General features: G+C 65.2%; 20 protein-coding genes. 9 read left to right on the top strand and 11 right to left on the bottom strand.

Features of this window, described 5'->3' with window-relative positions; all coding sequences use genetic code 11:
• Together EOA75_RS13465 and EOA75_RS13460 are read right to left on the bottom strand one after the other, a co-directional pair.
• Positions 1–417: sigma factor (locus tag EOA75_RS13465; RefSeq protein ID WP_281058527.1), on the bottom strand; the 417-nt coding region annotated here is incomplete at its 3' end.
• 4 nt (positions 418–421) lie between these two features.
• The gene (locus EOA75_RS13460) at positions 422–784 is read right to left on the bottom strand and encodes a YciI family protein (RefSeq protein ID WP_067003312.1); all 363 of its coding nucleotides are present in this window, start codon (positions 782–784) and stop codon (positions 422–424) included.
• Between the two features lie 252 nt (positions 785–1036).
• On the opposite strand from EOA75_RS13460, the gene EOA75_RS13455 reads away from it, so the two are divergent.
• The 3 genes from EOA75_RS13455 to EOA75_RS13445 are packed head-to-tail and all read left to right on the top strand — an operon-like array spanning position 1037 to position 4535.
• Positions 1037–1996 (top strand): TAXI family TRAP transporter solute-binding subunit, encoded by a 960-nt coding sequence (locus EOA75_RS13455; RefSeq protein ID WP_067003186.1) that lies wholly within the window; start codon positions 1037–1039, stop codon positions 1994–1996.
• A gap of 38 nt (positions 1997–2034) precedes the next feature.
• Positions 2035–4161 (top strand): TRAP transporter permease, encoded by a 2127-nt coding sequence (locus EOA75_RS13450; RefSeq protein ID WP_127324414.1) that lies wholly within the window; start codon positions 2035–2037, stop codon positions 4159–4161.
• The gene (locus EOA75_RS13445; protein WP_127324413.1) at positions 4158–4535 is read left to right on the top strand and encodes a DUF1850 domain-containing protein; all 378 of its coding nucleotides are present in this window, start codon (positions 4158–4160) and stop codon (positions 4533–4535) included. Before EOA75_RS13450 ends, EOA75_RS13445 begins: the two co-directional genes overlap by 4 nt.
• Positions 4536–4556: 21 nt before the next feature.
• Here EOA75_RS13445 and EOA75_RS34010 read toward each other — a convergent pair whose 3' ends face one another.
• The 3 genes from EOA75_RS34010 to EOA75_RS13435 all read right to left on the bottom strand — a co-directional run bounded on the left by EOA75_RS34010 (position 4557) and on the right by EOA75_RS13435 (position 5530).
• A complete protein-coding gene (locus EOA75_RS34010) occupies positions 4557–4721 on the bottom strand; it encodes a hypothetical protein (RefSeq protein ID WP_164747375.1) in 165 nt (54 codons plus the stop codon).
• Between the two features lie 14 nt (positions 4722–4735).
• Positions 4736–5188, bottom strand: a complete 453-nt coding sequence (locus tag EOA75_RS13440) for a DCC1-like thiol-disulfide oxidoreductase family protein (RefSeq protein WP_095799522.1) — start codon at positions 5186–5188, stop codon at positions 4736–4738.
• Between the two features lie 195 nt (positions 5189–5383).
• On the bottom strand, positions 5384–5530 hold the full coding sequence (locus EOA75_RS13435) for a hypothetical protein (protein ID WP_082953820.1): 147 nt from the start codon (positions 5528–5530) through the stop codon (positions 5384–5386).
• A gap of 397 nt (positions 5531–5927) precedes the next feature.
• On the opposite strand from EOA75_RS13435, the gene EOA75_RS13430 reads away from it, so the two are divergent.
• A complete protein-coding gene (locus tag EOA75_RS13430; protein ID WP_067003177.1) occupies positions 5928–6434 on the top strand; it encodes a ferritin-like domain-containing protein in 507 nt (168 codons plus the stop codon).
• Between the two features lie 153 nt (positions 6435–6587).
• The gene (ligD, locus tag EOA75_RS13425) at positions 6588–9101 is read left to right on the top strand and encodes a DNA ligase D (protein WP_127324412.1); all 2514 of its coding nucleotides are present in this window, start codon (positions 6588–6590) and stop codon (positions 9099–9101) included.
• A 24-nt stretch (positions 9102–9125) separates the two neighbouring features.
• Here ligD and EOA75_RS13420 read toward each other — a convergent pair whose 3' ends face one another.
• Positions 9126–9800 carry a winged helix-turn-helix domain-containing protein gene (locus tag EOA75_RS13420; RefSeq protein ID WP_127324411.1) on the bottom strand — a complete coding sequence of 225 codons (675 nt, stop codon included), beginning with the start codon at positions 9798–9800 and terminating at the stop codon, positions 9126–9128.
• Positions 9801–9986: 186 nt separating this feature from the next.
• Here EOA75_RS13420 and EOA75_RS13415 point away from each other — a divergent pair, with 186 nt between their 5' ends.
• Both EOA75_RS13415 and EOA75_RS13410 read left to right on the top strand, forming a co-directional pair.
• Complete coding sequence (locus EOA75_RS13415; RefSeq protein ID WP_067003171.1) at positions 9987–10355, top strand: NIPSNAP family protein; 369 nt, start codon at positions 9987–9989, stop codon at positions 10353–10355.
• Positions 10352–10696: an antibiotic biosynthesis monooxygenase gene (locus tag EOA75_RS13410; protein WP_067003170.1), complete on the top strand. Its 345-nt coding sequence runs from the start codon at positions 10352–10354 to the stop codon at positions 10694–10696. Before EOA75_RS13415 ends, EOA75_RS13410 begins: the two co-directional genes overlap by 4 nt.
• Before the next feature lie 167 nt (positions 10697–10863).
• On the opposite strand, the gene mbfA is transcribed toward EOA75_RS13410, so the two are convergent.
• A complete protein-coding gene (gene mbfA, locus EOA75_RS13400) occupies positions 10864–11847 on the bottom strand; it encodes an iron exporter MbfA (protein ID WP_067003167.1) in 984 nt (327 codons plus the stop codon).
• 176 nt (positions 11848–12023) lie between these two features.
• Between mbfA and EOA75_RS13395 the strand changes: the two genes are divergently transcribed.
• Both EOA75_RS13395 and EOA75_RS13390 read left to right on the top strand, forming a co-directional pair.
• The gene (locus EOA75_RS13395) at positions 12024–12347 is read left to right on the top strand and encodes a hypothetical protein (protein ID WP_067003166.1); all 324 of its coding nucleotides are present in this window, start codon (positions 12024–12026) and stop codon (positions 12345–12347) included.
• 313 nt (positions 12348–12660) lie between these two features.
• The gene (locus EOA75_RS13390) at positions 12661–13641 is read left to right on the top strand and encodes a threonine/serine dehydratase (protein ID WP_095825199.1); all 981 of its coding nucleotides are present in this window, start codon (positions 12661–12663) and stop codon (positions 13639–13641) included.
• 15 nt (positions 13642–13656) lie between these two features.
• Here EOA75_RS13390 and EOA75_RS13385 read toward each other — a convergent pair whose 3' ends face one another.
• The 4 genes from EOA75_RS13385 to EOA75_RS13370 are packed head-to-tail and all read right to left on the bottom strand — an operon-like array spanning position 13657 to position 17373.
• Complete coding sequence (locus EOA75_RS13385) at positions 13657–14793, bottom strand: ABC transporter permease (protein WP_067003310.1); 1137 nt, start codon at positions 14791–14793, stop codon at positions 13657–13659.
• Positions 14794–14801: 8 nt separating this feature from the next.
• On the bottom strand, positions 14802–15722 hold the full coding sequence (locus tag EOA75_RS13380) for an ABC transporter ATP-binding protein (protein ID WP_127324410.1): 921 nt from the start codon (positions 15720–15722) through the stop codon (positions 14802–14804).
• Positions 15719–16672, bottom strand: coding sequence for an HlyD family efflux transporter periplasmic adaptor subunit (locus EOA75_RS13375; RefSeq protein WP_095799517.1), 954 nt, complete (start codon positions 16670–16672; stop codon positions 15719–15721). The genes EOA75_RS13380 and EOA75_RS13375 overlap by 4 nt, the downstream gene beginning before the upstream one ends.
• Entirely contained in the window at positions 16669–17373 is a 705-nt protein-coding gene (locus EOA75_RS13370) for a DUF1956 domain-containing protein (RefSeq protein WP_127324409.1), read from the bottom strand. Before EOA75_RS13370 ends, EOA75_RS13375 begins: the two co-directional genes overlap by 4 nt.
• Positions 17374–17545: the final 172 nt, after the last annotated feature.

Here is a 17545-nt window from a genome sequence, read left to right as displayed (position 1 = left end):
GTCGAAGCCAAGCACGGTCTGCAGGATCAGCGGCGCGCGTACGCTGGCCTCGATCGCCGGATGTGCGCAGGCAAACATCAGCCTCAGCCGCTCGTCGGGCAAATCCTCGTGCGTCATGCGCGCCTCCGCCTCTTCGGCAATCAGCTGCAGGTGGCCGCGGGCCGCCTCGCCGGTCAGCCGCCGCCGCACGGCGTCGACGTCGCGGCGGCGCGCCACAGCCAGCAGCCAGGCCTCCGGCTTTTCGGGCACGCCGCTCTTCGGCCAGCGCTCCAGTGCGGCGGCGAACGCGTCGGCCAACGCGTCCTCGGCGCCGGCAACGTCGCGCATGCGAGCAGCGAGATAGGCAACCAGCTTGCCGTAGCTCTGCCGGGCGGCCGCCTCGGCCGCCGCCCGCGCCGTCTCCGGGCGCTTGTCCATATTGCTAGGACCGGTAGTCGGTCATTTCCCAGATCGGCCGCACCTCGACCGTGCCGGTGCTGGCTGCCGGGCAGCGCGCGCCCCATTCCATAGCGGTGTCGATGTCGGTCGCTTCGATCATGTAGAAGCCGGCAAGCTGTTCCTTTGTGTCGGCATAGGGACCGTCGAGCACATTGGTCTTGCCGTCGGCGAGCCGTATCGAAGTGGCCGCCTGGGTCGGACGCAGCCTTTCGCCGGCGAGGTACGCGCCGGACTTCTTCAAGGCTTCGGTATAGGCACCGTAGGCGGCAAGCGTCTGTTCGGTCTTGTCGCGCGGCGCATTCGCCATTGCCGCTTCGTCATTGTAGATCAAAAGCATGTATCGCATGGTCTTCTCCGTTTTCTCGAAGGCCGCGTCGTCGCGGGCCGACCTATGTCGTGCGGCCACGGCCGATTTCGACAGGCGCCGCGAAAATCTTTCGCCTCCAAAGCAATCGAGCGCAAGCCGACGCTTTCGCCACCCCTCGATCGTTCGTCTAATGGCTGCAATTGCGGGTTGGCATTTGGCGTCTCCTGTCTAAACTCCCAGCTTCGCGCCGGCAGAGGCGGCGCGGCGCGACCATCAGGAGGAGGAAACAAAATGCTCGATTTCAGGACGAAATTTGTTGCCGCCGGCGCTTTGGCATTGTCGCTCGGCCTCGGCGCCATGTCGGCCGGGGCACAGGAATTCATCACCGTGCTGACCGGCGGCACGTCGGGCGTCTACTATCCCCTCGGCGTCGCGCTGTCGGAAATCTACGGCAAGGGCATCGAAGGCGCCCGCACTCAGGTGCAGGCAACCAAGGCATCGGTCGAGAACCTCAACCTGCTGCAGCAGGGCAAGGGCGAGATCGCCTTCGCGCTCGGCGATTCCGTCAAGCTCGCCGCCGAAGGCAACACCGAAGCCGGCTTCCCCGGCAAGCTCGACAAGCTGCGCGGCATAGCCGCCATCTATCCGAACTATATTCAGATCGTCGCCAGCAAGGAGTCCGGCATCAAGACCCTCGCCGACCTCAAGGGCAAGAGCCTGTCGGTCGGCGCGCCCGCCTCCGGCACCGAGCTCAACGCCCGCGCCATCTTCGCTGCCGCCGGGCTGAAATATGAGGATCTTGGACGGGTCGAGTACCTGCCATTCGCAGAGTCGGTCGAGTTGATCAAGAACCGGCAGCTCGACGCCACGCTGCAATCGGCGGGCCTGGGCGTCGCCTCGATCCGCGATCTCGCAACTTCGGTGCCGATCAACGTCGTCGCCGTGCCGGCCGAGGACGTCGCCAAGATCGGCTCGCCCTATCTTTCGGTGATCATTCCCAAGGGCACCTATGAGGGCCAGACCGAGGATGTCGCCACCGCCGCGGTCGGCAATTTCCTTGTCACCCGGGCCGATGTTTCCGACGAGACCGCCTATCAGATGACCAAGCTGATGTTCGAGCATCTCGACCAGCTCGCCGCCGCCCATGCCGCCGCCAAGGCGATCGATCCGGCCAAGGCGCTGGACGGCATGCCGGTGCCGCTGCATCCCGGCGCGGAGAAATATTACAAGGAAAAAGGGCTGATCAAGTAAGCGAGGATGGCGCGGCAGTCTGCTATGGAGCGCGTCGGATGAGCAAAGCAACGTCTGGAACAACGACCGACGGCAATTCGACCACTTTTCATCTCCCTGTCGCCGAAGAACAGGTCGAAGGCCTGCCGCCTGGCTTCGGCGGCGGCATCGCCGGCAAGGCGGCCTTCCTGCTTGCCGTCGCCTTCTCCGTTTTCCAGATCTACATCGCCGCCTATGGCAGCCTGCCCAGCCAGGTGGTGCGCGCCATGCATGTCGGCTTCCTGCTGCTGCTCGGCTTCGGCCTGATCGCCAACCTGCGCGCCACCGGCGTAGCGGCGAAGGCCGCGTTCTGGACGCTCGGCGCGCTCGGCTTCGGCACCGGCCTCTACAACTGGGTCTTCTACGCCGACCTCATCCGCCGCTCCGGCTTCCTCACCACGCCGGACCTGATCGTCGGCACGCTGCTGGTGGTGCTCGTCTTCGAAGCGGCAAGGCGGCTGATGGGGCTGCCGCTCGCGGTGATCGCCTTCATCTTCCTCGCCTATTGCTTCGTCGGCAATCACCTGCCGCCGCCCTTCATCCATCGCGGCTACGATTTCGCCCAGCTCGTCGACACCTTCGCCTTCGGCACCGAAGGCATATACGGCACGCCGGTCTATGTCTCGGCGGCTTACATCTTCATCTTCGTCGTCTTCGCCGCCTTCCTCGAACGCGCCGGCATGATCGCGCTGTTCAACGATTTCGCGCTTGGCCTGGTCGGCTCCTGGCGCGGCGGTCCGGCCCAGGTCTGCGTGCTCTCCTCGGCGTTGATGGGCACCATCTCCGGTTCGGGCGTCGCCAATGTCGTGGCGAGCGGCCAGTTCACCATTCCGCTGATGAAGCGCTTCGGCTTCCGCTCGGCCTTCGCCGGCGCCGTCGAGGCAACGTCCTCGATGGGCGGCCAGATCATGCCGCCGGTGATGGGCGCGGTCGCCTTCATCATGGCCGAGACGCTGAACGTCCCTTACGCCGAGGTGGTGAAGGCGGCGATCATTCCGGCGTTGCTCTATTTCGGCGCCTGTTTCTGGCAGGTGCATCTGGAGGCGGGCAAGGCCGGCCTGCACGGCATGGCCAAGTCTGAGCTGCCCAATCCCTGGGATGCGGTGCGGCAGCACTGGCCGCTGGTGCTGCCGCTTGCCGTGCTGGTTTACCTGCTCTTCGCCGGCTATACGCCGATCTTCGCCGGCACCATGGGCCTGGCGCTGACCATCGTGCTGATCCTCGGCACGCCGCTGGCGGCGCTGATCGGACCGTTCGCCTTCCGCGTCGTCTTCTGGCTGGCGCTCGGCCTTGCCGCCGCCTCCTTCATGCGCTTCGGCGTCAACATCCTCGGCCTCGTCATCGCGGCGCTCGTTGTCGCCTGCGTCACTTTCAAGGGCGGTCGCGAGACGCTGCGCATCTGCGTCGAATCGCTTGCCGAAGGGGCGAAGAACGCGCTGCCGGTCGGCATCGCCTGCGCCATCGTCGGCATCGTCATCGGCACGCTGACGCTGACCGGCATCGCTTCGACCTTCATCGGCTGGATCATCTCCATCGGCGAGAACAATCTGTTCCTGTCGCTGCTGCTCACCATGCTCACCTGCCTGGTGCTCGGCATGGGCATCCCCACCATCCCCAACTACATCATCACCTCCTCGCTCGCCGGCCCGGCGCTGCTGTCGCTCGGCGTGCCGCTCATCGTCAGCCACATGTTCGTCTTCTATTTCGGCATCATGGCTGATCTCACCCCACCGGTGGCGCTCGCCGCTTTCGCCGCGGCGCCCATGGCCAGGGAAAGCGGGCTGAAGATCGGCATTCAGGCGACGAAGCTCGCCATCGCCGGCTTCGTCGTGCCGTTCATGGCCGTCTACACGCCGGCGCTGATGCTGCAGGATGCAGGCCCGATCGCGGCTTCGTTCGGCTATCCGGTCGAGGTCGCCTACGTCGTCGCCAAAGCCTGCATGGGCATCGTGCTCTGGGGCGCCGCCGCCGTCGGCTTCCTCGCTCGCCGCATGGCCTGGTGGGAGCGCTTGGTCGCCTTCGCCGCCGGCGTGCTGCTGGTGGCGGCGCTGCCGCTCACCGACGAAACCGGCTGGGCGCTGGCGCTGCTCTGGATCGGCTGGCACTGCTGGCGCGCGCGCCAGGCATCCGCGGCCGGCCCTGCATGAGCCTGTGCATCCTCGCAGCCGGCAAGACGGTGACGCTTGCCGTTGCCGCCTTTACCTTGTCCTGGACGCATTCGGTGGAACGGACGCGCTGGCAAGAGGATTGGAAGGTGACGCCGGCAGGCCTGCGCGTCGTCGAAGCGCGCGTCAAGGGCTCCGGCGCCGGCATGGAGCCGCCGGAAGGCTCGGTGCTGCGGGACGGATGGTGGGTCTATGCGCCACGGATCGGGCCACAGCTGCGGCTGGTGCTCGCGGCCTCCGGCGCAACCGGGGGAGGCTGGACCTTGTGCACGGCCAAGGGCTGTCGCGAGCTTGGCGGGACGGCCGGGGATACGGTCGCGCTCGAAGCCTGCGCCGGTTCGAGCCAGCCGCGATAAAATCCGCGTCGCGATCGAAAATCACCGGCACGAGCCTGGCCTTGGTACCGCCTCGTCCTTTGCAATAGGCCTCGGCCTGGCGAGCGAGCGGCCGGCGACGAGCAAGGTCAGACGCGGCTCGCTCTCCAGCAACTGCACGATGCGTCCGCCGAAGGTGCCGTAACCGCCGACAATCAGAAGCTTCATCCGACCCTCCGATCTCAACTGATCAGCCGCTGCCGCAGCTCGGCGGAGGGGATCTCGCAGCTGTCTTTGCGGCCGAACAGCGCATAGCGGTTCTTGGCGATGCGGTCGTACAGCCAGTCGCGCAGCGGCCGCGGCAGGACGAGCAGCAATCTCGCGGCGCGCCACGGCCAGCCGAGCGCCGCCATGACGGCGACGAAACTGTCGAGCTTCGTGAAGGCGGCGCCGTCGATGATGGCGAGGTTGCTGTCGTAATCCTCGGTCGGCAGGCCGTGCTCACGAAACAGCGCCTCGCCGAGCGGCGATTGCGCGGTGGCCAAGCGGAAGCGTTTGTTCCGGTCGATCTTGAGGACGATCTGGACGAAGCCCGAGCAGAACACACAGACGCCGTCGAACACGAGCAGCGGCTGGCGGGCATCGTAAGCTTGGCCTGGGAGGAGGGGACGTTTCTGTTCGGACAGGTCGGTCATGTCGGCCCCGGCTGCTTGTGCCCCTAGGCACTAAGCTAGGGGGACACTAAGCCAGCCGGCGGCGGCGTCAAAGTCGCGGCGTTGTCGCACGCCTGCCGTCGATGACGGCGGGGCGCTCGTCACGATAGGTCGTGGCGCGGGTGTCGGCGACCGGCTTGCAGATCCGGCTGTTGTGGCGGCTGTCGAGCATCGTGGTCAGTGCGTGCCGATGCCGAGCTGGTTGCCGCGGCGTGCGCAGGCCGGGCCCGGGCCGCGCATGTAATAGCGCTCGGGCCGATAGGTCGGCGCGACGAATTCGCGGATGGCGGCGGCATAGCCGGCGATGTGGTTCCAGAAGTTCATTTTCCCTGTCCCTGTCCCGTTTTCGGATGTCCCTTCCGAATTGCGGGGATCATAGCCTCGAGGCGTGAATAGTCGGTGAACGCCATGTTAATTTCTGGTCCGAAACGCGTTGCATCGTGGCCGGAATGCGGCTGATTCGCGGTCTTTCCACGCCTTTTGTCGCGTTTCCGGCTCGTGTGACTTTTGCATCACATATGTTTCGTCTCTATGTCGCTTGGGCGCGCTTCTGTTTCACGCATCGAAGGTGGCTTGAAATTTCCGTGCGGCGTCGTCCGCCGGCAGGAACCTGCCCTGCGCGGTGACGTTGATCGATCAAGGCCGGGGCCGAACCCGGCCGCGTTGGCGGCGGACCGGCCGCGCAACTTCCAGACAACACCAGACATGGAAGGCAACCGCCATGGGTTTCTTTTCGAAGGACATCAAGACGCTGGACGACCTCTTCGTCCACACGCTGCGCGACATCTATTATGCCGAAAAACAGATCGAGAAATCGCTGCCGAAGATGATCGACAAGGCGACGGATTCGCAATTGAAAGCCGGTTTCGAGAAGCATCTCGCGCAGACCAAGGGCCACATCGAACGGGTCGAGCAGGTATTCGAGCTGCATGGCGTCAAGGCCAAGACCGTCAACTGCCCCGCCATCGACGGCATCCTCGAGGAGGCTGACGACGTGAGCGGCGACGTGGAGGACAAGGAGGTCCTCGATGCCGCGCTGATCGCCTCGGCTCAGGCCGTCGAGCATTACGAGATAACGCGCTACGGCACGCTGATCGCCTGGGCCAAGCAGCTCGGCCGCAGCGACTGCGCCAATGTGCTGGCCAAGAACCTCAAGGAAGAAGAGGCGACCGATCGCAAGCTCACCGAGATCGCGGAAAGCAAGGTCAACCTGCAGGCTGCCGAATAGCTAGTTGTGAGCCCGAAAGGCCGGCGGACAGCCGCCGGCTTTCGCCTGCCCGGAACCGAAGCGGAGCCTTGGCCGTTGCGATGGCACCCGCCTGCCAGGGAGGTCGCCGTGGCGTCTACGTCCAGGCGCAGATCCGCATAGGAGCACGATGTCATGGCCGGCCTCGAGCAATACCACGCCAAGCGCGATTTCCGGAAAACCTCGGAGCCGGCCGGCCAGCTCGCGCCCAGCAAGAAGACCGACGCCGGCGGCATCTTCGTTGTCCAGAAGCATGCCGCGACGCGGCTCCACTATGACTTTCGGCTCGAGCATGATGGCGTGTTGTGGAGCTGGGCGGTCACGCGCGGACCGAGTCTCGACCCGCACGAGAGGCGGCTGGCGGTGCATGTCGAGGACCACCCGATCGACTATGCGTCTTTCGAGGGCACCATTCCGAAGGGCGAATATGGCGGCGGTTCCGTCCTCGTCTGGGACGAAGGCCGGTGGATCCCCGACGGCGATCCGGCCAAGGGGATGAAGAAGGGCCATATCGACTTCGAGCTCGAAGGCCAGAAGCTCAACGGCCGCTGGCATCTGGTCAGGCTGAAGCCGCGCCCGCGCGAAAAGCGCGACAACTGGCTGCTGATCAAATCCAATGACGCCGCCGCCCGCCCTGGTGAAGACATACTTGGAGAGGCGCCGCAATCGGTAAAGTCGGGCTTGACCATCGAGGAGATCGGCGAAGGCAAGACGGCCAAGGGCGCCAAACCGAGGGTCTGGCATTCCAACAAGCCGGCTGCAGGCAAGGCAAAATCCCCACGCCTCGAATTCGTCGAGCCGCAGCTGGCGACGCTCGAAAAGAATGCGCCTTCCGGCGAGGAATGGGTGCATGAGGTGAAGTTCGACGGCTACCGCATGCAGGCGCAGATCGCCGGCAGCGATGTCCGGCTGCTGACCCGCACCGGCCTTGACTGGACGAAGAAGTTCGAAGGTCCGGTCGTGGCCGAGCTTGCCGGACTGAAATGCCGCGACGCCATCATCGACGGCGAGATCGTCGTGTTGGCCGACAGCGGCGTGTCCTCCTTCGCCATGCTGCAGGCGGATCTCTCGGCCGGCCGCACCGACCGCTTCATCTACTACGTCTTCGACCTGATGCGGCTCAATGGCGAGGACCTTCGCCGCGAGCCGCTGGTCGAGCGCAAGCAGGCGCTGGCCGAACTGCTCGGCGAGCGGTCGGAGCAATCCGCCGTCCGCTTCAGCGATCATTTTGCGGAACCAGGCAGCGTCATGCTGCAGCATGTCTGCCGCATGGGTCTCGAAGGCGTGGTGTCGAAACGTGCCGACGCGCCCTATCGCAGCGGCCGCGGCCTCACCTGGATCAAGTCGAAGTGCACGCTGCGCCAGGAATTCGTCATCGGCGGCTACTTGCCCTCGGACAAGACCGGGCGCGGCCTGCGCTCGCTGCTGGTCGGCTATCATGAAGGCGGCAAGCTCAACTATGCCGGCCGCGTCGGCACCGGCTTTTCCGGCAAGGTGGCTGCGGACCTCAAGAAAAAACTCGACAGCCTCAAGACGACGAAGTCGCCTTTTTCTGCCGCCGTGCCGAAGGGCAAGGGCCTCGTCTGGGTCAATCCCGAGCTTGTCGGCGAAGTGGAGTTCCGCAGCTGGACATCCGACCATATAATCCGCCACGCCTCGTTCCAGGGGCTGCGCGAGGACAAGCCGGCGGAGGACGTGGTGCAGGAAAAGCCGAAGCAAGCCGACGGCAAGACAAAAAGCGGAGCAAAGGCGAGCAGCGGCAGGACCGAGACAAAAACCTCGGCCGGAACGGCGAAGACCTCGGTGAAGCTGTCGCATCCCGACAAGCTGCTGTGGCCCGACGAAAAGGTCTCCAAGCAGGATCTCCTCGATCACTACGCCCTGGTTTGGCCGCGAATTGAGCCATTCGTCGTCAACCGGCCGCTCAGCCTTGTGCGGGCGCCCGACGGCATCCATGGCCAGCGCTTCTTCCAAAAACATGCCTCACCGGGCATGAGCGACAAGATCGCCAGGATGAACGATCCGACCGACGGCGAGGAGATCTTGTTCATCAGGGATTTCGACGGGCTTGCAGCCCTTGTCCAATACGGCGTCGTCGAGGTTCATATCTGGGGCTCGACCGTCGACGAACTGGAAAAGCCGGACCAGATCATCTTCGACCTCGATCCGGACGAGGGCATCGGGGTCGAGGCGGTGCGTGCCGCCGCCCTCGATATCCGAGCCAAGCTGAACGACCTGTCGCTGCCGACGCTGGTCAAGACGTCTGGCGGCAAGGGCTATCACGTGCTGGTGCCGCTCAAGCCCTCCGCCGAATGGGACGAGGTGAAGGACTTCGCCCATGATTTCGCCCGCGCCCTGGAGCAGGCCGCGCCCGACCGCTACACGGCGACGCTGTCGAAGAAGGCGCGCACCGGCAAGATCTTCGTCGACTACCTGCGCAACGGCCGCGGCGCGGCCACGGTCGCGCCCTATTCCTCGCGCGCCAAGAAGGGCGCGACGGTGTCGATGCCGGTGACCTGGCCGGAGATCGAGAAGGGCCTGCCGCCCAATGCGTTTCCGCTCGGCGACGCCACGACGCTAAAGCAGCTGAAGAAGGCCGATCCGTGGGCGGATTTCTTCAAGCTGGGCAAACCGCTCAAGCGGGCTTAGCCAACAGCCGAGCCGGCCAGTCCGTCACGCCAGAAATACCCTCTCGAACTCCTGCTTGCCCTTCGGCGAGAACACCACGGCGCGGCTGTCCTTGTCGCGCCGCGCCCATTTTTCGACGATGACCTTGTCGAGGATGGCGGCGCCCAGCGCGCCGGCCAGATGCGAGCGCCGCACGCTCCAGTCGAGGCAGGCGCGGCAGATCGGCCGCTTCGCTTTGCTGTCGATCTCGATGCCGAGCGCGGCGAAATGCGAATTGGCTGACGGCGACAGCCTGATCTCGTTCTCCTGGCGCAGCAGCAGCTTCCGGTCGACCAGACGGTCGAGCATCGCCACCGCCTGCTCGCCGGCAAGATGGTCGTAGCACACCCGCGCCACGCGCATGGCCGCGTCGCGCGGGCCGGGCCGCACCCGCTTCGGGCCGACCGCCTCGGCGACGCCGATGATCGCCTCGAGCATGCCCGCCACCTGCGGGCCGGCAAGGCCGTAGTAGCGATGCCGGCCCTGGCTCGCCAGCGTCAGCAACCCGCCGTCCATCAGCTTGGACAGATGCGAGGACGCGGTGGGCAGCGACACGCCGGCTTCAAGCGCCAGCTCCGACGCGGTCAGCGCCGTGCCGCCCATCAGCGCGTTGAGCATGTTGGCGCGGGCCGGGTCGCCGACCAGGCTGGCGATGCGGGCGATATCGGGTCCTTCACGCATAGTTCGATCCTCATCGAAGCATTCCCGTGAGGGAAGCGCTATTCTCAGGCGAGATCAAGGAGCTCGGCAAACGCTGCTGACACCAGAACGTCTAGCACAGCCGGTGAAGCGATGTTTCGACCGTGGTCGAACCGTCGCCGCCAGCAAGCCCACCGACCCAGTAAGCCAATCGACGAGGAGACCGAAATGACCGTCACCTGCTTCATCCGCTACGAGATCGACCCTTTCGGCAAGGCCGCGTTCGAGCAATATGCGCGCGCCTGGGGTCAGGCCATTCCGCGCTGCGGCGCCGAGCTGATCGGCTATTTCGCGCCGCATGAGGGTTCGGCCACCACGGCTTACGCGGCCTACAACATCGAGAACCTCGCGGCCTACGAAGCCTATCGCGCGCGGCTTGCCGCCGACCCGGCCGGCAAGGCAAACTATGAGTTCGCGCGGCGCGAGAAATTCATTCTCAAGGAAGACCGGATCTTCCTGAAACTGGTCTCGGCACCGCATGGCCCGAGGCAGGTCTTTCGCACCGACGTAACGGTCAAAGAAGGGATAGAGGCATGATCGCCGTCATCTTCGAAGTCGAGCCGGCGGAGGGAAAACGTGACGCCTATCTTGGCATCGCCGCCGAGCTCAAGCCCCTGCTCGACGGCATCGATGGCTTCATCTCGGTCGAGCGCTTCCAGAGCCTGACCGATCCGAGGCGCGTGCTCTCGCTGTCCTTCTGGCGCGACGAGGAAGCCGTCAAGGCCTGGCGCAACACCGAGGAGCACCGGCAGGCGCAGAAGGCCGGCCGTGGCGGCATCTTTGCCGGCTATCGTCTGCGCATCGCCCATGTGGTGCGCGATTACGGGCTAAATGAAAGGGCTGAAGCGCCCGAAGACAGCCGCATAGTGAATGGGTGAAACGCGGCTCTCCCTTCTCCCCTTGTGGGAGAAGGTGGATCGGCGCGCAGCGCCGAGACGGTTGAGGGGTGTTCCAGCGGAGTGAGACGTCGGCGTTCCCTGGAACACCCCTCATCCGTCGCCTTCGGCGACACCTTCTCCCGCAAGGGGAGAAGGTGGGTCGGCCCTCACGCATTGCCGATCAGCACACCCGCTCCGAACACCAGCGCGCCGCCCAGCACCACCTGGAAGGCGGCGCGCCAGAACGGCGTCTGCATGTAGCGGTTCTGGATGAAGGCGATCGCCCACAGTTCGAAGAACACGACGATCGCGGCAACGATCGTTGCCGTCCAGAAATAGGGAATGAGATAGGGCAGCGCGTGGCCGAGTCCCCCCAGCGTCGTCATGATGCCGACGGTGAGCCCCCGCTTCACCGGCGAGCCGCGCCCCGAAAGTTTGCCGTCGTCGGAAGCCACCTCGGTGAAGCCCATCGAGATGCCGGCGCCGATCGAGGCGGCGAGGCCGACGAGGAAGGTCTGGAAGGTTGCATGGGTGGCGAAGGCGGCGGCGAAGATCGGCGCCAGGGTCGACACCGACCCGTCCATCAGCCCGGCCAGCCCCGGCTGCACATAGGTGAGGATGAACTGGCGCTGCTCGGTTGTCGCTTCCTCCTCCTTTACCTCGCCCGGGACGTGCTCCTGTTCGAGTTCATGCGCGGAGTTCTCGTGGCCGAGTTCCGCCGCCGCCAATTCGTCGAGCAGCTTCCGGGTCGACGCATCGGTGGTGCGCTTGGCCGCCTCGACATAGAAGCGATAAGCCTGCCGCTCCATGTCCTCGGCCTGACGGCGCACATGCTCGATGCCGAGCGGCCGCACCAGCCAGTCGGGCTTGCGTTCGTAGTAGCCTCGCACATGCTCGCGCCGGATCAGCGGGATGCGCTCGCCGAAGCGCTTGCGGTGAAGCTCGATGAGGGAATCGCGGTGGCCGTCTTCCTCCTCCGCCATGGCCTCGAACACCTTGGCCGATTGTGGAAACTCTTGTGCCAGCCCGTCGGCATAGGCCCGGTAGATGCGTCCGTCGTCCTCCTCCGACGAAATCGCCAGCGCCAGGATTTCCTGCTCCGACAGCGAATCGAAGGAGCGGCGGCCAAAGCCGAAAACACGGGAAAGCATGAGAAAATCACCCTAGTTTAGAACGATTCTAAACTAGGGAATCGTTTGCCGAGGGTCAATCGCGAACGCCGCGGGACAGGCAGAATTCGTCGATCCAGCTTTCCGCTCGCACCCTTCATTATTGCCGAATGTTCACCTATATGGAACGCATTAGCCAAAAACGAAGGAAACACGGGATGACGGACAAGAAGCCCCCGCACGCATTCGATCCAAAGCCGGTTCTCGATCTCATCGCCAGCATCGAGGCCGACCTGCAGCGGCTCAAAGGCCTGGTCGAGCAGCAGGCCGAAAAATTCGACCCCGCCAATCCGCACAACAAGACGCTGGACGGCAAGCTGACCGAGGAAGGCGTCGAATGCTGCTACCGCATGTTCGACGACGGCAAGTCGCGCTACACGGTCGCCCAGCAGATGAAGATCTCTTTTGCTGCCGCCACGCATCGTTTCAACAGCTGGCGCAAGCTCGGCGGCAAGAAGCGGACGCGCGCGCTGCTGGGGTGAGCAGCGGCCGCCCTTCGCTTCGTCATCCTCGGGCTTGACCCGAGGATCATGCCGCGAGCGCTATCACGGAATGCAGAAGCGAGAGCGCGCTCTGGAGGACCCTGCGAAGAGTGTCCGTTCTGCTTCGGCTGCCCGCATCGCGAAGGTGCCGACATGGATTCCCGCGTCGCCTCGCTCCTTGCTCCGCCTGAGACTGACGAAGGTGACGGCCGTCGACGCTATCATCGCCAATATTGTCTCCATCACATTTTTTCGTTGGCGCGCCGCGGCATTTTCCGTGCAGCATATGTGCATCATTCTCACGAGGCCCACCATGACCGCCCTCCCCGGCATCTCCGACATCCACGTCGCTGCCGCCAGGCTTTCCGGGCTGATCGTCGAAACGCCGCTGATCGAATCGCCGGAGCTCAACAAGCGCTATGGCGGCCGCATCCTGTTCAAGCCGGAGACGCTGCAGCGCACCGGTTCCTTCAAGATCCGCGGCGCCTACAACAAATTGTCGTGCTTAAGCGAAGAAGAGCGCAGCCGCGGCGTCGTCGCCTTTTCGTCCGGCAATCACGCGCAGGGCGTCGCCGCTTCGGCCGCCATGTTCGGCGTCAGGGCGGTCATTGCCATGCCCGCGGACGCGCCGGCGCTCAAGGTCGGCAATGTGCGCAAGATGGGCGCCGAGGTGGTGCCTTTCGACCGCTTCAAGGACGACCGCATGACCATCGTTCGCCCCTATATCGAGAAGGGCATGGCGCTGGTGCCGCCCTTCGACGATCCGGCCATCATTGCCGGCCAGGGCACCATCGGGCTGGAGCTGGTGCGCCAAGCGAAGGCGCTGGGCGTCAGCCTGGACGCAATTGTCGTGCCCTGCGGCGGCGGGGGTCTGTCGAGCGGCATTTCCGTCGCGGTGAAGGACGCCTCGGCACAGACGCAAGTCTGGGCGGTCGAGCCGGAGCATTTCGACGACACGCGCCGCTCGCTCGCCAAGGGTGACCGGGTCTCGAATGAGCCCGGCCACACCTCTATTTGCGATGCGATCCTGACCGCCGAGCCCGGTGCCATCACCTTCGAGATCAACCGCAAAAACCTCGCCGGCGCCATCGCCGTCTCGGACAAGGCCACGGCGCAAGCCATGCGCGACGCCATGGCGTACTTGAAGCTGGTGGTCGAGCCCGGCGGCTGCGTTGCGCTCGCGGCGCTCGCGTCCGGCGAGATCGATCTCGCCGGCAAATGCGTGGCGGTGGTGCTTTCCGGCGGCAATGTCGATTTCGGCACCTACGCGGAGATCATGGCGGCGGCGGCCTGATCGGTCAGTCGCCGCTCAATCCAGCGTCCGCCGGAACCGCACCAGCGCAACGCCGGCAAACAACGCCACGAACACCACCAGCCAGCCGATCTCGGTCGCCACAGCCGGCAGTTCCGCGCTCTTCAGCATGACGGCGCGGGTGATGCGCAAAAAATGCGTCAGCGGAAAGATCTCGCCAAGGATCTGGGCCCAGCCCGGCATGCCGCGATAGGGGAACATGAAGCCCGACAGCATGATCGAGGGCAGGAAGAAGAAGAAGGTGAGCTGCAGCGCCTGCATCTGCGTGCGCGCGATCGTCGAAATCGTATAGCCAAGCAGCACCAGCGCCAGCACGAAAACCAGCACCGCCGAGAGCAGGAGAGACAGCGATCCCATGAAGGGAATGGAAAACAGGAGCTTCGCCGCTGCCAGCACCACCACCACCTGCACCGCGCCGACCACCAGGTAAGGCAGCACCTTGCCCAGCATGATCTCGAGCGGGCTGGACGGCATGGCCAAAAGGTTTTCCATCGTGCCGCGCTCGGTCTCGCGCGTCAGCGCGATCGAGGTCATCATCACCATGGTCATCTGCAGGATGACGCCGAGCAGGCCGGGAACGATGTTGTATTGCGAGATGCCTTCCGGATTGTAGCGCCGGTGCACGACGACATCGAGCTGGCCGCGCGCCGCCTCCTTCGCCGCTTCCTGCATGCCTTGCGCTCTCAGCAGCGCTTGGCCGGCGACGGTGCTCAGCGTCGAGATGGCACCGCTCGCCACCGCCGGATCGGTGGCGTCCGCCTCGATCAGGATCTGCGGATTGTCGCCGCGCTCCACCCGTCGCGCGAAATCGGCCGGGATGGTGACGACGAAGGCGACATCGCCGCGCGACATCAGGAACTCGGCTTGCGACGCACTTTGCGCCACATGGTCGAAGCGATAGTAGCCGGTGGTCTGCAGCGCCGAGACCATCGCCCGCGTGTAGGGATCGCTGCTGGTCGCGACGAGTGCTGCCGGCAGGCTCTTCGGGTCGTTGTTGATGGCATAGCCGAACAGCACCAGCTGTATCAGCGGCACGCCCAGCATCATGGCGAAGGTGATGCGGTCGCGCCGCATCTGGATGAATTCCTTGATCAGCAGCGCGCCGAGTCTCGAGAAGGAAAAGATCGCTCTCACGCCATCTCTCATGCCATGTTGTCCTTCGAGCCGGACATGAACTGGATGAAGACATCTTCCAGGCTGGTCTCGCCCGGCGCCACCGTCACCCCTTTGTGCTCCTTCTCGACATCGGCGAGCGCCTTTTCGAGGGCTGCCTTGTCGGAGCCGACGACATGCAGCGTGGCGCCGAACGGCGCCACCTGGTCGACGCCCGGACGCCCCTGCAGCGCCTCGGCCACGCGGTCGAGCCGCGGTCCCTGCAGCACGAAGGTGGTAAGGCCGGCATTCCTCACCACCTCGTCCACGGCGCCGGTGGCCAGCATCTTGCCGTAGGAGATGTAGCTGATGCGGTGGCAGCGCTCGGCCTCGTCCATGTAATGGGTGGAGACCAGCACGGTGAGCCCGCCGCTGGCCAGGCGGTGGATCTCGTCCCAGAACTCGCGCCGCGCCTTCGGGTCGACGCCAGCCGTCGGCTCGTCGAGCAGCAGCAGCTTCGGCTTGTGCATGATGCAGGCAGCGAGTGCCAGCCGCTGCTTCCAGCCGCCGGAAAGCGTGCCGGCGAGCTGGTTGCGGCGCGTCGTCAGGCCGAGTTCCTGCAGCGTTTGCGAGACATACTCCTCGACCGGCTTCAGCTGGTAGAGCCGCGCCACGAATTCGAGATTCTCGCCGATCGTCAGATCCTCGTAGAACGAGAATTTCTGCGTCATGTACCCGACTTCGCGTTTGATCTTGAGCGCGTCGGTAAGGATGTCGAAGCCGAGCACCGTGCCCTCGCCCGCATCCGGCGTCAAAAGCCCGCACATGATGCGGATGGTCGTCGTCTTGCCCGAGCCGTTCGGCCCGAGGAAACCGACGATCTCGCCCTCGGCGACCGCCATCGTGACATGGTCGACGACGGTCTTGTCGCCGAAGCGCTTGACCAACCCACGGACGTCGATGACGTTCATCTGTCAATATCCGCCAGGTCGACATCGACGATCTGGCCGGGCTGCAGCGGATGGGCATCGCCCTCCGGCCGCGCCTCGACGAGATAGACCAGCTTCTGCCGGTTCTCGAGCGAGTAGATCACCGGCGGGGTGAACTCGGGATCGGGCGACACATAGCTGACGCGTGCCTTCAAATCCGGCCCGCAGCCGTCGCAACGGACGCTGAGCAGGGTGCCGACCTTGACCGAGGAGAAGGCCGTCTCCGGCACATAGACGCTGAGTTTTACCGCGCCGTCGGGCAGCATCGAGATCACCGGCGCGGTCGGTCCGGCCGTATCGCCGGGATTGCGGATCACGTCGTCGATGCGGCCGGGCGAAGGCGCCGCCAGCACGCGCTTGGACAGGCGCCACTCGGCTTGCCCCAATTCCGATTGCGCCTGCTTGACCTGGTTCTCGGCAGCTCTGATCGTTTCGGCCCGCGCCGGCAGGCCGCCGACGGCAAGGTTCGCCTCCGCCTGGCCGACCTGCGCGTTGGCGGTCTCCAGCGAAGCCGAGGCCGTGTCATAATCGGCCTGGGTGCCGGTGCCGCGCTTGTAGAGATCGCTGGCGCGGTCATATTTGCGTTTGGCGTCGGCAGCCTGCGCCTTCGCCATGTCCACCTGCGCCTTGAGCACGGCGATCTCTTCCGGCCGCTTGCCCACCTTGAGGTCGGCAAGCTGCGCCTGCGCTTGGGCGAGCGCGGCCTGGGCTTGCGCCACGGCGATCTTGGCATCGGCGCTTTCCAGCGTCACCACCGGCGCGCCCGACTCGACACGGTCGCCGCGCTTGACCGTCACGGTCTCGACCTGCGCGACTTCGATCGGCGCCAGCAGCACATATTCGCCTTCGACATAGCCGACGGCAAGCGGGGCGGCCGGCGCGCAGGCGCCGAACAGCTGGGCCGCGAGCGGCAGCGAACAGAGTAAGCTCATGATTTGACCTTCCTGCCGGCGGCTGCGTCGCGCGCCGCAAGCATTGCCCTGAGGTTGTCGGTCGCGACCGCCACGACCTTGGCGGCCTCCTTGTCGCCGATCTCGCGCCAGCCCATCCTGCGCATCACCGCCTCGCGTCCGATGCGGAAATAGATGACCTGCCCGATGATGGTGAACACGGTGAGCCTGGTGGCCTCGCTCTCGGCCGGTTCGCCGGTCGCCTGCTCCCAGATCTGGCACAGCCGGCGATGCGTCGGTTCGAACACGCCGGCATAAATGCGGTCGAGCGCCGCCGTCGGGTGTGAGAGCTCGCGCAGTACGAATTGTACGATCTCGCCGGCCTGGGGACTTGCCACGACAAAGCCGACCATCCGCGCCAGCGCGGCAAAGAGCTGCGCCCGGGCGGCTTCCGGGCTCGAAGGGGCCGCCGGCTGGGGTGCGCCGAGCGCCTGGCCGGCGATCCCCTGGATGGTCTCGACGATGAAGTCGGCGGCGGCGGCGCGCAGCCCCTCCTTGCCGCCGAAATGATAGGCGATCGAGCCGATATTGGCCTTGGCCTCGGCCGCGATCTCGCGCGTCGAGGTGCCGTCGAAGCCCTGCCGGCCGAACAGCTTCAGCGCGGCCTGCACCAGCGCCGCGCGCGTTTGATCGGCGGGAGAGGCTTCGCGTTGTGGCCCTTTGGCGTTCATTTGTTTGCTCATTGCACCCGTTTAATCACTCGATTGATTAAAGTCAAATTGAATTCCAACGCGGCTTGCCATCTTCCTGCGGGCGGGCTTTAGTGCGCGGCCATGGGCAAGGAAGTCGAGCGCAAGTTCCTGGTCGCTGATCCCGCCTGGCGCAGCCTGGTCGAGGCGCATATCCGCATTCGTC

Source organism: Mesorhizobium sp. M1A.F.Ca.IN.022.07.1.1 (assembly GCF_003997575.1).
GTDB lineage: Bacteria > Pseudomonadota > Alphaproteobacteria > Rhizobiales > Rhizobiaceae > Mesorhizobium.
The sequence above is the reverse complement of the archived record's forward strand: the minus strand, read 5'-3'. Positions and strand labels throughout refer to the sequence as shown.

What these genes read in the sequence shown, in the direction of transcription:
- EOA75_RS13460 (WP_067003312.1), bottom strand. Translation starts at nt 784, where the DNA reads ATGCGATACATGCTTTTGATCTACAATGACGAAGCGGCAATGGCGAAT.
- EOA75_RS13455 (WP_067003186.1), top strand. Translation starts at nt 1,037, where the DNA reads ATGCTCGATTTCAGGACGAAATTTGTTGCCGCCGGCGCTTTGGCATTG.
- EOA75_RS13450 (WP_127324414.1), top strand. Translation starts at nt 2,035, where the DNA reads ATGAGCAAAGCAACGTCTGGAACAACGACCGACGGCAATTCGACCACT.
- EOA75_RS13445 (WP_127324413.1), top strand. Translation starts at nt 4,158, where the DNA reads ATGAGCCTGTGCATCCTCGCAGCCGGCAAGACGGTGACGCTTGCCGTT.
- EOA75_RS34010 (WP_164747375.1), bottom strand. Translation starts at nt 4,721, where the DNA reads ATGAAGCTTCTGATTGTCGGCGGTTACGGCACCTTCGGCGGACGCATC.
- EOA75_RS13440 (WP_095799522.1), bottom strand. Translation starts at nt 5,188, where the DNA reads ATGACCGACCTGTCCGAACAGAAACGTCCCCTCCTCCCAGGCCAAGCT.
- EOA75_RS13435 (WP_082953820.1), bottom strand. Translation starts at nt 5,530, where the DNA reads ATGAACTTCTGGAACCACATCGCCGGCTATGCCGCCGCCATCCGCGAA.
- EOA75_RS13430 (WP_067003177.1), top strand. Translation starts at nt 5,928, where the DNA reads ATGGGTTTCTTTTCGAAGGACATCAAGACGCTGGACGACCTCTTCGTC.
- ligD (WP_127324412.1), top strand. Translation starts at nt 6,588, where the DNA reads ATGGCCGGCCTCGAGCAATACCACGCCAAGCGCGATTTCCGGAAAACC.
- EOA75_RS13420 (WP_127324411.1), bottom strand. Translation starts at nt 9,800, where the DNA reads ATGCGTGAAGGACCCGATATCGCCCGCATCGCCAGCCTGGTCGGCGAC.
- EOA75_RS13415 (WP_067003171.1), top strand. Translation starts at nt 9,987, where the DNA reads ATGACCGTCACCTGCTTCATCCGCTACGAGATCGACCCTTTCGGCAAG.
- EOA75_RS13410 (WP_067003170.1), top strand. Translation starts at nt 10,352, where the DNA reads ATGATCGCCGTCATCTTCGAAGTCGAGCCGGCGGAGGGAAAACGTGAC.
- mbfA (WP_067003167.1), bottom strand. Translation starts at nt 11,847, where the DNA reads ATGCTTTCCCGTGTTTTCGGCTTTGGCCGCCGCTCCTTCGATTCGCTG.
- EOA75_RS13395 (WP_067003166.1), top strand. Translation starts at nt 12,024, where the DNA reads ATGACGGACAAGAAGCCCCCGCACGCATTCGATCCAAAGCCGGTTCTC.
- EOA75_RS13390 (WP_095825199.1), top strand. Translation starts at nt 12,661, where the DNA reads ATGACCGCCCTCCCCGGCATCTCCGACATCCACGTCGCTGCCGCCAGG.
- EOA75_RS13380 (WP_127324410.1), bottom strand. Translation starts at nt 15,722, where the DNA reads ATGAACGTCATCGACGTCCGTGGGTTGGTCAAGCGCTTCGGCGACAAG.
- EOA75_RS13375 (WP_095799517.1), bottom strand. Translation starts at nt 16,672, where the DNA reads ATGAGCTTACTCTGTTCGCTGCCGCTCGCGGCCCAGCTGTTCGGCGCC.
- EOA75_RS13370 (WP_127324409.1), bottom strand. Translation starts at nt 17,373, where the DNA reads ATGAGCAAACAAATGAACGCCAAAGGGCCACAACGCGAAGCCTCTCCC.